Annotated in this window: 13 protein-coding genes; 3 read left to right on the top strand and 10 right to left on the bottom strand. The window is 60.6% G+C overall.

Annotation, left to right across the window (positions count from 1 at the left end; genetic code table 11):
- From ACEW8J_RS06255 to ACEW8J_RS06245, 3 genes are all read right to left on the bottom strand, one after another.
- Positions 1-1,052, bottom strand: a 1,052-nt coding sequence (locus ACEW8J_RS06255) for a tryptophan halogenase family protein (RefSeq protein WP_373490784.1), incomplete at its 3' end; no start/stop codon positions are given.
- 103 nt (positions 1,053-1,155) lie between these two features.
- Positions 1,156-2,292: a dihydropteroate synthase gene (gene folP, locus ACEW8J_RS06250; protein WP_373490783.1), complete on the bottom strand. Its 1,137-nt coding sequence runs from the start codon at positions 2,290-2,292 to the stop codon at positions 1,156-1,158.
- Position 2,293: 1 nt separating this feature from the next.
- Positions 2,294-3,433: a site-specific DNA-methyltransferase gene (locus tag ACEW8J_RS06245; protein WP_373490782.1), complete on the bottom strand. Its 1,140-nt coding sequence runs from the start codon at positions 3,431-3,433 to the stop codon at positions 2,294-2,296.
- A 331-nt stretch (positions 3,434-3,764) separates the two neighbouring features.
- Between ACEW8J_RS06245 and ACEW8J_RS06240 the strand changes: the two genes are divergently transcribed.
- Entirely contained in the window at positions 3,765-4,796 is a 1,032-nt protein-coding gene (locus tag ACEW8J_RS06240; protein WP_373490781.1) for an acyl-CoA desaturase, read from the top strand.
- Here the strand turns inward: ACEW8J_RS06240 and ACEW8J_RS06235 are convergent.
- The 5 genes from ACEW8J_RS06235 to glmM are packed head-to-tail and all read right to left on the bottom strand — an operon-like array spanning position 4,793 to position 7,869.
- Positions 4,793-5,350, bottom strand: a complete 558-nt coding sequence (locus ACEW8J_RS06235) for a ribonuclease HII (RefSeq protein WP_373490780.1) — start codon at positions 5,348-5,350, stop codon at positions 4,793-4,795. The genes ACEW8J_RS06240 and ACEW8J_RS06235 overlap by 4 nt on opposite strands.
- Positions 5,347-6,120 carry a bifunctional hydroxymethylpyrimidine kinase/phosphomethylpyrimidine kinase gene (thiD, locus tag ACEW8J_RS06230; protein ID WP_373490779.1) on the bottom strand — a complete coding sequence of 258 codons (774 nt, stop codon included), beginning with the start codon at positions 6,118-6,120 and terminating at the stop codon, positions 5,347-5,349. Before thiD ends, ACEW8J_RS06235 begins: the two co-directional genes overlap by 4 nt.
- On the bottom strand, positions 6,117-6,305 hold the full coding sequence (locus ACEW8J_RS06225) for a hypothetical protein (protein ID WP_373490778.1): 189 nt from the start codon (positions 6,303-6,305) through the stop codon (positions 6,117-6,119). Before ACEW8J_RS06225 ends, thiD begins: the two co-directional genes overlap by 4 nt.
- Positions 6,302-6,529, bottom strand: a complete 228-nt coding sequence (locus ACEW8J_RS06220; RefSeq protein WP_373490777.1) for a DUF1272 domain-containing protein — start codon at positions 6,527-6,529, stop codon at positions 6,302-6,304. The genes ACEW8J_RS06225 and ACEW8J_RS06220 overlap by 4 nt, the downstream gene beginning before the upstream one ends.
- A complete protein-coding gene (glmM, locus tag ACEW8J_RS06215) occupies positions 6,529-7,869 on the bottom strand; it encodes a phosphoglucosamine mutase (RefSeq protein ID WP_373490776.1) in 1,341 nt (446 codons plus the stop codon). Before glmM ends, ACEW8J_RS06220 begins: the two co-directional genes overlap by 1 nt.
- Positions 7,870-8,041: 172 nt before the next feature.
- On the opposite strand from glmM, the gene ACEW8J_RS06210 reads away from it, so the two are divergent.
- A complete protein-coding gene (locus ACEW8J_RS06210) occupies positions 8,042-9,262 on the top strand; it encodes a dicarboxylate/amino acid:cation symporter (RefSeq protein WP_373490775.1) in 1,221 nt (406 codons plus the stop codon).
- Positions 9,259-10,251, top strand: a complete 993-nt coding sequence (locus ACEW8J_RS06205; RefSeq protein WP_373490774.1) for an aldo/keto reductase — start codon at positions 9,259-9,261, stop codon at positions 10,249-10,251. The genes ACEW8J_RS06210 and ACEW8J_RS06205 overlap by 4 nt, the downstream gene beginning before the upstream one ends.
- 3 nt (positions 10,252-10,254) lie before the next feature.
- Here the strand turns inward: ACEW8J_RS06205 and ACEW8J_RS06200 are convergent, their stop codons facing one another.
- Positions 10,255-11,550, bottom strand: a complete 1,296-nt coding sequence (locus ACEW8J_RS06200; protein WP_373490773.1) for an amidohydrolase family protein — start codon at positions 11,548-11,550, stop codon at positions 10,255-10,257.
- A partial coding sequence (locus ACEW8J_RS06195) for an amidohydrolase (RefSeq protein ID WP_373490772.1) occupies positions 11,547-12,746 on the bottom strand: 1,200 nt, incomplete at its 5' end. The genes ACEW8J_RS06200 and ACEW8J_RS06195, both read right to left, overlap by 4 nt.

Here is a 12,746-nt window from a genome sequence, read left to right as displayed (position 1 = left end):
ATGCTGGTCGATTCCAGCGGTTCGAGAAACCCGCCGGACAGGCCGATCGCGACGCAATTCCTGTTCCACAATTTCGTGCGCTTGCCGGTCCGGAAGAACAGCTGCTTGGGATCTGCAATCGGCTCGCCCTCGAGATTGTTCATCAGCATATCGACCGCGTCCTGATCGCTGATATAGCGGTCGCAATAGACATGGCCATTGCCGACCCGGTGCTGCAACGGGATCCGCCATTGCCAGCCCGCTGGCCGAGCCGTGGACCGGGTATAGGGGCCGACCGGGGCGACGGTGACGCACGGGACCGCGAAGGCCCGGTTGCAGGGCAGATAGTCGCTCCAGTCGTCAAATCCGGTGGCCAGTTCCTGCTCGATCAGCAGTCCGCGAAAGCCGGAACAGTCGACAAACAGTTCCCCGGTGATGTGCTGACCGGATTCCAGGGTCACCGACCGGATGAATCCATTGTCAGCAGCGCGCTCGACCGCGACGACCTTGCCCTCGATCCGGTCCACGCCGCGATCTTTCGCATATTCGGCGAGATAGGAAGCAAAGAGGCTGGCGTCGAACTGATAGGCATAGGCATAAGCCTGGACGAGCGAAGCTGGATGTTCCGGCGGCAGGTCGAAGCGGCCTTGGCGCGCAGCCGTGATCGGCAGGCAATAATCGCCAAAGTCTCCGGACCGTCCGGCGGCCTGTTCCCTGATCCAGTAATGGTGGAAATCGGCGGGACCGATCGGCTCCCCGTGCACGCCAAACGGGTGGATATAATGATCGCCTACCTTGCCCCAGTCGCGAAACTCGATGCCGAGCTTTATCGTCGCGCTGGTCCGCGCCATCATCTCCGCTTCATCAATGCCGAGCATATCGATATAGTCGCGAATTTGCGGCAGCGTCGCTTCACCGACCCCGACGGTACCGATTTCGGCAGATTCGATCAGGCGGATGCTGGTGTCGGTTCCCGCCAGTTTGCGGGACAGCGCTGCTGCGGTCATCCAGCCTGCGGTGCCGCCGCCGACGATGACAATTGCTCGCACAAGCTGGTTCGTCCGGTCGGTCAATGCAGTCCCCCATATCTGGCACGTTCCACGCGAAGCAATGCTAGCCCGTTATTCGGAATTGGCCAATCGCATTTATGTTGCACTGCGTCAGCAGGCTCGACCCTTACAGCGCCGCGGTCAGTCCGGCGTCGCGCATGCCGCGCCAGATCTGCAGCGCCTGCACGGTTTCCGGCACATCATGCACCCGGACGATCTGCCCGCCCTGCTGGATCGCGTGATGGGCGAAGGCAATCGAGCCGCCGAGGCGTTTGTCGACTGGTGCTTCTTTGGACAAAGCCCCGATCATCCGTTTGCGACTGGCGCCGATCAGCAGCGGCTGGCCGAGCGTGTGGAACATCGCGATATTGTTCATCAGCGCGAGATTGTCGGTCAGCGTCTTGCCGAAGCCGAGGCCGGGATCGATGATGATCTTCTCGCGTTCGAAGCCTGCTGCAACCACATCGGCGATGCGCTGTTCGAGCCAGTCGAGTGTGTCGGTGACGATATTGCCATAGCCTTCGCTCTTGTGCGGATCCCTGCCGCTCGACGGGGCGTGCATCAGCACCACCGGAACGCCGGAAATGCCGGCGACCTCGAGCGATCTCTTGTCATGCAGCAGCGCCGAGACATCATTGATCAGATGCGCGCCGGCGGCGATCGCCGCTTCCATCACCGCGGCCTTGCGGGTGTCGATCGACAGCACCGCGCCGCAATGGGCCAGACGTTCGATCACCGGCTGCACCCGTTTGATCTCGTCGCCTTCCCAGACCGGATCGGCGCCGGGCCGGGTGCTTTCACCGCCGATATCGAGGATCGACGCGCCGGCGGCGGCCATGGCCAGTCCGGCCTCGGCCGCCTTGTCCGGGTCATCCTGATGTTTGCCACCGTCGGAAAAACTGTCGGGCGTGATATTGAGAATGCCCATGACATGCGGCTGGTCAAAGCGAATGATCCGTTCGCCGCAGGTCAGCGGTTCGTGCTGGCGGGTCAGATGGGTGAAAAGCGTGGCGGCGCGCCGGGCCAGCGGCTCCGGCAAGGCGTTTGACCATTCCGGCCATTGGGTGATGTTGACGAGGCCGCGAAGATTCGGCCTGCCGTTTGCGATGATGAGATATTCTATCTGAGAAAACCAGATCAGACTATTGTTTAACCTGGTATTTTTATCCTCATGCCATTGTGGGCTGTCGACCAGCCCGACCGGCTTCAGATAGAGTTTTGCCTCCCCCGCATATGCTTCCAATTCTTCCAGCGCATCGCCCATATCAGGGTTCGGTAGCAAGCAGATAGGTCTGGCGCAGGTCGTCAATCGGTTTCAGCGCCTTGCCATCATCATAATACCAGTAGGTCCAGCCATTGCAGCTGGGCGCATTTTGCACCGAAGCCCCGATCTTGTGGATCGAGCCTTCCTGGCCCTCCCAGAGCAGCGAGCCGTCGGCGCGCACCTTCACCTTATACTGGCGGTTCTTGCTGCATAATTCGTCGCCCGGTTTGACATAGCCGGTCTCGACCAGGGTCCCAAACGCGACCCGCGGCTTCGACTTCGGCGACTGCATGGTCTTGAGGGCGCTCTCGTCCAGTGGCAGCGCCTCGGCGATCCGCTGTTCCGCGACTTCGCAATAGCTGTCTTCTTTCTCGCAACCGATCCATTCGCGGCCCAGTCGCTTCGCCACCGCACCAGTGGTGCCGGTACCGAAAAACGGGTCGAGCACGACATCCCCGGGATTGGTCGTCGCCAGCATGATCCGGTAGAGCAAGGCTTCCGGCTTCTGGGTCGGATGCGCCTTGGTACCGTTGCGCTTCAGCCGTTCCTGGCCGCCGCAGATCGGCATCACCCAGTCGCTGCGCATCTGCAACTCGTCGTTGAGATTCTTCATCGCCCGATAGTTGAACGTATATTTCGACTTTTCCGATTTCGACGCCCAGATCAATGTCTCGTGCGCATTGGTAAAGCGCGTACCCTTGAAATTTGGCATCGGATTGGCCTTGCGCCAGATGATGTCGTTGAGGATCCAGTAACCGAGATCCTGCAGCGACGCGCCGACCCGGAAGATATTGTGATAGCTGCCGATCACCCAGAGCGAACCATCGGGCTTGAGAATGCGGCGCGCTTCCGCCAGCCAGGCGCGCGTAAACGCATCATAAGCGGCAAAACTGTCAAAATGATCCCAGGCATCGTCGACCGCATCCACCTGACCGCCTTCGGGACGGTACAGATCCCCGCCCAGTTGCAGATTATAGGGTGGGTCGGCGAAGACCATGTCGACCGAAGCATCCGGCAGGGAGGCCATCGCCTCGATGCAATCCATTTTCAATATCTGCCCCAATGGCAGGTCTACAGCCTTTTTCGCGGTGCGCGGTGCGGTGCGTGTTTTGGGCGCGTGCAGGCGCTCGATAATCCCCATGAACCTCTGATCCTTTTTTCAGCCGCGCCAGTGGTGAGTCCGAAATGGCGGCCGGTCAAGGCCGTTAATATAGGTTAAAGGCGTATCTACATGGTTAACGAAAGACGAAAAAGAAGAACGAAACGAGTCCGCCACCAGATATGGAGTCACTCTCCGCAAAAGAGACTCAATCCCTAGTAGTGTGACGCAAAAGACTCGTTCGGAAAATTTATTCGGGCAGATTGACAAAATCAGCCTTATTCAAATTTGGTTCACAAAAACCTGCGTTCCGGCTATATGCGGGATCAGCAGATTTGCTCCACAGTGTAACAGTCCGGGGGTCAGTGATCAGATGGCGCGCAATTTTCGTGATAAATATCAGCATGACTATGGCATCGCCCAACAGAGCGACGAACCCCGGCCGCATCCCGGTGTGATCGTCGGCGGCGAAGCGGGACGCGAGAAACGCCGCGAATATGCGATCGTCTTCGGGTCAAAGATTTTCGGTTCGGTCGCTGCCGTCTGGTGGATGTTCACCTATGACACCGGCTGGGTCGAATGGTCGGCCTTCATCGCCGGCTATATCATCCTGATGCTGGGTATCGTTCTCGGCTTTCACCGCTATTATTCGCACAAGTCCTTCGATACGTCGGTGCCGATGCAATATATACTGGGGGCGATGGCGCAAATGTCGATCCAGTCCTCGGTGCTCCGCTGGGCATCCGATCATCGCCGTCATCATGCCCATAGCGATGAAATTGGTGACGTGCACAGCCCCTGGCTTGACGGCCGGGGACGCAAGACGAGCCGGCTGAAGGGCATGTTCCACTCGCATTTCGGCTGGTTCATGGATGATTGCGTCACCGACATGAGCATCTATGGCAAGGGCCTTGCCGACAATGAAGTGGTGCTGTGGCTGCACAAGACCCGCTGGTACTGGCTGATCTTCTCGCTGATCATCTTTCCCGGCATCTGGGGCCTGGTCTTTGGCGGCTGGGACCATGTCATCGGCACGATCCTGATCGGCGGCTATTTCCGGACTTTCGTGGTTCTGCAGATCACCCTGGGTATTTCCAGCTACGCCCATGTTGTCGGGTCGCAGCGGCACACCAAAGGCGTCGGCACGGCCAAGAACAGCTTCATTTTCTCGCTGCTGACCTTTGGCGAAGGCTGGCACAACAACCATCACAAGCATCCGCGCGCCAGCTTCCAGGGCATGGCCTGGTGGGAAATCGACATCGCTGGCTATGTGTTACTGCTGCTGGAGAAAATGGGTCTGGTCTGGAACGTCACCCGCCAGCCCAAATATATCAAGAGCGACAGCGGCGAATGGGTATTGGCTGAGCGCAAGATCGCGCCAAATCCGGCCAAGGCCGAGGCCTAAAGCAATTCAAGCTGTGCGACCGGCGCAAAGCTTTTTCGGTGCAGGGGCGTCGGGCCATATTGCCTGAGCGCCGCCAGATGCTCCGCCGTTCCATAGCCCTTGTTCCGTTCCCAGCCATATTGCGGATATTGCTCCGCTGCGGCAATCATCAGCCGGTCGCGACATTCCTTGGCAAGGATCGAGGCGGCCGAAATGCAGGGATGGATCGCGTCCCCGCCGATCACGGCTTCGGCTGAAAATCCCCATCGCGGCAGCCGGTTACCGTCGACCAGCACATGGCCGGGTCTGATAGCGAGACCTTCAACCGCCCGCACCATCGCCAGCATGGTCGCCTGCAGGATGTTGATCTCGTCAATCTCGGATTCGCAGCATTGGGCGACCGAAAAATGCGCACAAGCCATGATTTCCAGCTCGAGGCGCGCACGCGCCTTGGCCGTCAGTTTCTTACTGTCGTCCAGTCCGATAATGGCGTGATCGTCGGGCAGGATGACCACGGCAGCCACCACGGGGCCGGCGAGCGGCCCCCTGCCCGCCTCGTCCACCCCGGCAATCATTCGTCAAGATCCTGAAAGTCGGTGACATATTGATGGCCGAGCGGGCCATTGCCCTGGCCAAGGCCGGGCGCCTCGATGATCGCGATGCGGGTGAACGAGATTGCCTGTTCAAAGGCTGTTCTCAGCTTCAGCCCGCTGCCCAGCCCGACGGCCAGCGCGCTGGCGAAGGTGCAGCCGGTGCCATGGGTTTCGCTGCTATCCAGCCGCTTGCCCTCGATCCGGGCGACCAGGCCGCTGGGGGCATAGAGTTCGTCTACAACCATAGGCCCTTCGCCATGCCCGCCCTTGACCACGAGGTGACAGCCGTGACCCAATATGCGGTCCTTGCCGCCCAAGGCTTCGAGTTCCGGCAAATTGGGGGTCACCACCGAAGCCACATCCATCAATTGTCCGAAGGCGGCTATGGTATCGCGATCGGCGAGAGTGCTGCCGCTGGTCGCAACCATCACCGGGTCGAAGACAATCGGGATGCTCAGCCTGGCCAGACATTCAGCGACGGCGCGCGCGGCTTCCGCGCTTCCGATCATGCCGATCTTGACCGCATCGACGCCGATATCGCTGACGACGGAATCGATCTGTGCCAGGATCATCGAGGTGGGCACCCGGTGCACGGACTGGACACCGAGTGTATTTTGCGCCGTGATTGCGGTAATCGCGGTCATCGCGTGACCGCCGAGCATGGTGATCGTCTTGATATCCGCCTGAATACCCGCGCCGCCGCCGCTGTCCGATCCGGCGATCGACAATATCCGGGGACAGGTTCCGGTCACAGGAACAACGGTCCGACCTGCACGATCAGGAACCATTCCAGGGCTGCCGCCACCAGCAGGATCGGGATCCAGAACCGCCTGAAAAAGCCGCGGGCAAAGAAATAGAGAAGAAAAGTCGCCAGAACCGGCAGGATCAGGCCCAGCACCACGATCGTGCGAGCGTCCAGGGCATCCAGGATATTCATGATGGATATGTCCATTCCGTGGCAGCCGGATATTTCGCCAGCAGCGCCGCTGACCGGGTCGGGCGGGCAGTCAGGGCCCCGCCACAATTGGGGCATTTGCCATGCAGTCTGGTCTCGTTGCAGCCTGCACAAAACGTACATTCAAAGCTGCAGATCAGGGCGCCGGCTTGCTCGGCTGGCAAATCCTTGCCGCAGCTTTCGCAATCGGGGCGCATGTCCAGCATCAGGCGGCCACGTCCTCGACCACCGCGCATATCCGGTCGACCAGCGCATGGACCTGCTCTTCATCATCGCCCTCGGCCATCACCCGGATCAGCGGTTCGGTACCCGACTTGCGGATCACCAGCCGTCCGGAACCCTCCAGTTCCCTTTCCGCTTCCGCGATCACCGCCTTGACCCTTTCTGAAGCCAGCGGTTCGCCGCTGCTGTAGCGCACATTCTTGAGCAATTGCGGAACCGGGTCAAACAGATGGAGCAACTCGCTGGCCGGCTTGCCGCTGTCAACCAGCTCGCCCAGCACCTGCAAGGCCGCGACGGTGCCATCGCCGGTGGTGCCATGGTCGAGCATGATCATATGGCCGGACTGCTCGCCGCCGACATTATATCCCCCCTTTTTCATCTCCTCCAGAACATAGCGATCACCGACATTCGCTCGCACAAGATCCAGATGCTGGGCGTTCAGAAATCTTTCCAGCCCGAGATTGGACATGACCGTGGCGACGATTCCGTCGCCGCGCAGCAGACCGCTGCGGCTCCAGCTGGACCCGATCAACGCCATGATCTGATCGCCATCAACCACCTGTCCCTTTTCATCGACGATGATCAGACGATCGGCATCGCCATCCAGGGCAATGCCGATATGGGCACCCGAAGCCACCACCGTATCCTGCAGGACCGCCAGATCAGTAGACCCGCATTTGTCATTGATATTCAGCCCGTTGGGACTGATGCCCAGAGTGACCACTTCTGCGCCAAGCTCCCAGAATGCCGAGGGCGCAACCTGATAGGCGGCGCCATTGGCGCAATCGCAGACGATCTTCAGGCCGTCGAAGCGGATATGCTCCGGCAAGGACATCTTGACGGCATGGATATAGCGGCCGCGGGCATCTTCGAACCGCTTGGCCCGGCCGATATCCTGCGGCTTGGCCAGCTTCACCTCCTGCTCGAGATATGCCTCGATCTTGAGTTCGTCGGCGTCGGACAGCTTGAACCCGTCCGGCCCGAATAATTTTATGCCATTGTCAAAATAGGGATTGTGACTGGCCGAAATCATCACGCCGAGATCGGCGCGCATCGAGCGCGTGAGCAGGGCCACTGCGGGAGTCGGCAGCGGTCCCACCTGCACGACATCCATCCCGACGCTGGTAAATCCGGCGACCAGGGCATTTTCCATCATATAGCCGGACAGCCTTGTATCCTTGCCGATGACCACGCGGTGACGATGATCACCCCGCTGGAAATGCCGGCCCGCCGCCTGACCGACTTTCATGGCGATCTCCGCCGTCATCGGATGGCTGTTGGTCAGCCCGCGTATGCCATCGGTACCGAAAAACTTCTTTGTCATATCCACTTATGTCCCAGCATGGTCACGCCCTGTCATGTGTTTCTCTAGCCGAAGGACCGGCTGGACACCAAGCGGGAATGGAACCATTGGCAAAATTTACCGTTAATCAGTCCTTGCCAGCTTCGACCGGCCATGGTTGATGATCGGAGCGGGGAAGCCAAGGGGTAATATATTGAAAAAAGCACTGATCATACTGCTTGCCCTGGTACTCGGCATCCTGATCGGACTGTTTGTCGGTACCCAAAACGAACCGCTGGTCGAGGCCGCCGATGTGATCGGCAACATGTGGCTCAACGCCTTGCGCATGACGGTTATTCCGCTGGTGTTCACGCTGCTGATCGTCGGCATCGGCAAGGCAGCGACCATGGCGCGGGCTGGCCGGATGACCGGACGCGCCATTGCATTCATGATCTTCATTCTGTGGTGCTCGTCCGCCATGGCCGCCATATTGACTCCGGCCCTGCTCGAGCTTTTCCCGCTCAACATCGACGCTGCCGCCGCGCTGCGATCTGCCTTGGGCGATGCGGCACCGCCGGGAGACGTCCCCCCGTTCAGCGAATTTCTGCGCGCGCTGATCCCGACCAATGCGATTGCCGCGGCAGCGGAAGACGCGGTGCTGCCGCTGATGGTTTTTGCGCTGGCCCTGGCCTTTGCGATCAGCCGCTTGCCCGATCCGCAAAGAATGATGCTCGACCAGTTTTTCAATGCCCTGGCCGACGCACTGCTGATCCTGATCCAGTGGGTGCTGGCGCTGGCCCCGCTCGGGGTGTTTGCGCTTGCCCTCGGGGTCGGCGCGAATGCGGGACTGGCCGCCTTCGGGGCCCTGCTGCATTATGTGCTGATCGTCAGCAGCATCGGCGTCGTGGTCTGGATCTTCAGCTATATCTTGACCTATGTCGGCGGCAAACGGGGCCCGATCGCCTTTTTCAAGGCATCGGCGCCGGCCCAGGCCGTTGCCATTTCGACGCAAAGCTCGCTCGCGTCGCTGCCCGCCATGGTCAGCGGCGTCAAGGCGATGGGGGTGGGCGAACGGTCTGCCGATGTCGTGCTTCCGATCGCGGTGGCATTGTTTCGCGCCACCGGCCCCTGCATGAATCTGGCGGTCGCCATCTATATCGCCCATCTGATGGGCATAGAATTGTCTTTCGCGATGCTGGCCATCGGTGTGGTGGTCGCCGCCATCACCACGATGGGCGCGGTCAGCCTGCCCGGCTCGATCAGCTTCATCACCTCGATTGCCCCGATCTGCATTGCCATGGGCATTCCGATCGAACCGCTGGTTCTGCTTTTGGCGATCGAGACCTTTCCTGATATCATAAGAACGGTTGCCAATGTCAGCACGAACATGAGTGTGACCGCGACAATCGCGAGAAGCGAAGGAGATTTGACATGAAATATCGCAAACTCGGACCAGAACTGGAAGTGTCCGCGCTGGGCCTCGGATGCATGCCGATGGCGGGAATTGGCAAGGGCATGTACGGCATGGCCAGCCGGGCGGAAAGCCTGGCGACGATCGACCGGGCGATCGAACTGGGCGTGACCTTCTTCGACACGGCCGAGGTCTATGGCCCGCATGTCAACGAGGAATTGCTCGGACAGGCGATCAGGGGCCGGCGCGAACGGCTGGTGATTGCCACCAAATTCGGCTTCGCCTTCAAAGACGGCCAGGTGACCGGAGTCGACTCCTCTCCCGCCAATGTGCGGCGGGCCTGTGAAGGGTCGCTGAAGCGGCTCGGTGTGGATGTGATCGATCTGTTCTACCAGCACCGGGTGGATCCGAAAGTGCCGATCGAGGAAACGGTCGGCGCGATGGCCGAGCTGGTGAAGGAGGGCAAGGTCCGCTATCTTGGCCTGTCGGAAGCCGGCGCCGAAACGCTGAAAAAAGCCCATGCCGCCCATCCGATTGCGGCGCTGCAGTCGGAATATTCGCTGTGGGAGCGCGGGATCGAGGAGGATATCCTGCCGGTCTGTCAGGATCTGGGCATCGGCTTCGTGCCCTATAGCCCACTCGGCCGGGGATTTCTGACCGGCCAGATCAGCAGCCGGGATGACCTTCCCGAGGATGATTATCGGCGCAATGATCCGCGCTATTCGGAAGAGAATTTTGCCCAGAACATGAAGCTGGTCGAGGTCGTCAGGACGGTGGCCGCGCGGCATCACTGCTCGCCGGCCCAGATCGCCCTGGCCTGGTTGCTGACCCAGGGCGATTTCATCGTGCCGATCCCGGGATCGAAACGGCGCGCGACTCTGGAAGACAGCATGGCGGCGGTCGATATCAGGCTGACCGAGGCTGACCTGGACGAGCTGGAAACCGCGGCACCGGTTGGCGGCACCGCCGGTCCGCGCTACGGCGAGACGATGATGTCGATGGTGCGCCTCTAGGCGCTAGTGATCATAGGCATTGGGCAGATCGCCCGGTGCCGGATCACGATAGCGGTCACGCAGCCGCATCTGCCGGTTGCTCAGTGACTGCTCGACGCCGTCGATGATCACGCGCTCTACCTGAGTCGAAAGCTCCAGCGGATCGCCGGTCCAGATTACCACATCGGCCTGCCGTCCGGCCCTCAGCGAACCCAGTTGCCCGCCCATGTCCATGATCTCTGCCGGGACCGAACTGATCGCGGCAAAGGCCTCATCCCAGCTTAGGCCGGTGGCGCGCGGCACCTTGTTGAGCGCCACGAGATTGCCGGCATATTGCACGGAATAGCGAAGCTGGTGGGCATCGCGGTCATTGATCATGCCAATCGCGACCTTGACACCGGCGTCCTTCATCCGGCCGATATTGGACTGGGTCGCCGCCAGATCTTCAAAGCCGTACGGCAGATCGGCGAGCGCCGATGCCAGCACCGGTACGCCTGCGGCGACGATATGACTGGCGACGCGCCAGCCTTCATTGGCGCCGACTAGCACGATCTTGAGCGCCGGAAAATCCTTGCGCAGGTCGAGGACCTTGAGAATGTCATTGGCGCTTTCGACATGGACCAGCAGCTTGGTGCTGCCGTCGATCACCGGCAGCAGCGCCTTGGCGTCCGAGGCTTTGAGCAGATCGCTGTCAAAAACCGCCGGGTTGCGGGCATAGGTGCGCGCTTCCTCGAGCAACGCCCGGAACAGGATATGCGAGGCAGAACGGCTACCCCCGGCGCGGCTCTGGCCGGTTTCCCCCAGTTCGACAAACTGGAAGGCACGCGCTTTGGTGATCGGATTTTCATCCTGTCCGAGATCGACGACCGCGCCATAGCCGCCAAAAATCGAGTTGGCGGTGCTTGGAGAGACTACCGCCCGGGTGACGCCCGCGGCACGATTGACCGCAACCGGCGAGGCGAAGGGATTGATCGCATATTGGACGTCGAGCGCGGCCGAGAAAGGCGATCCGCTGGCGTTCATGTCATTGGTCTGGGAGACCGCACCGACCTCGACCAGGCCGATCCGGCTGAACCCGGCGAAAATGCCCGGCGTCACCCATTTGCCGGTCGCATCGATCCGGCGCGCATCGGCGGGAATGGCGACGTTGGCGCCCGCGGCGACGACGCGATCATTGCGAATCAGCACCGTGCCCCCGTCAATCGGGGCGCTGCCGTCGCCGATTACCAGCTTGCCGCCGGTGATGGCCGTGGTCTGCGCCGCGAGTGGTGCGGCCATCAGGGCCGCGGCAGAGGCGAGAAACATCGTAAAACGTCTCATTTCACGTCTCCTTCACCGGGCTGGCCGAGTTCGAAATCGCTGACCGGACGGCGCTTCGGATCGCCGCTGTCGAACAGCAGCGCGCCGTCAATCCAGACTTTTTCCGGCCTCGAGTAGACGCTCAGCGGATTGCCGTTCCAGAGGACCATATCGGCCATCTTGCCAGCTTTCAGGCTGCCGGTCATCCGGTCGATACCCATGGCCTTGGCCGGATTGAGCGTGATCCAGCGGATCGCCTCTGCATCACTGATTTCAATGCCCATGGCGCGACCATCGGCAAGCGCCTTGGCGGCTTCCTGATTGAGCCGCTGGATCTGGTTTTCATCATCGCTGTGGATGATCACGCAGGCTCCGGCCTGTTGCAGCAGGGCGGCATTTTCCGGGATCGCGTCATAGGCTTCCATCTTGAAGCCCCACCAGTCGGCCCAGACGGCGGAACATATGCCCTCCTTCGCCAATATGTCCGCAATCTTGTAGCTTTCGACGGCATGATGAAAAGCCGTCACCTTATAGCCGAATTCCTTCGACAGATCGATGATCTGCGCGAGTTCATCGGCGCGGTAGCAATGGTTATGAACCAATATCTCCCCATCCAGCACGCCAACCAGCGTTTCCTTGCCAAGGTCGCGTTTCGGGGGCTTGGCATCGTTGCGCTTGCTGCGATATTCCTGTGCATCAATCCAGGTCTGCCGGTTGAGGGCCAGATTGCCCATCCGGGTCGATGGCATGCGATTGCGGCTGCCATAAACCCGCTTGGGGTTTTCTCCGCAGGCCATTTTCATGCCGTAAGGCGCGCCGGGGAATTTCATCGCCTGCACCGTCCGGGCCGGTACATTCTTGAGCGTGACCGAGCGGCCGCCGAACAGATTGGCCGAACCGGGCAATATTTGCAGCGCCGTGATGCCGCCATTGGCCATCGCCCGTGAAAAACCGGGATCGTGCGGCCAGACGCTGTGCTCCGCCCATACTTCCGGGGTCACCGGTGAAGTGGCTTCATTCCCGTCACTATGCGCCGCTACGCTGGGTGTGGGATAGTCGCCGAGATGGCTATGGACGTCGATGATGCCCGGCGTGACATATTTGCCGGTACCATCGATGACCGTCGCACCGGCAGGGATCGCCGTTTCGGCACCGCCGACAGAGGATATTTTCCCTGCCGTCATGAACACGGTACCATTTTCGATCCGTCCGCCCTC

The sequence above is a fragment of the Parasphingorhabdus sp. genome (genome assembly GCF_041748495.1).
Classification (GTDB): domain Bacteria; phylum Pseudomonadota; class Alphaproteobacteria; order Sphingomonadales; family Sphingomonadaceae; genus Parasphingorhabdus.
The sequence above is the reverse complement of the archived record's forward strand: the minus strand, read 5'-3'. Positions and strand labels throughout refer to the sequence as shown.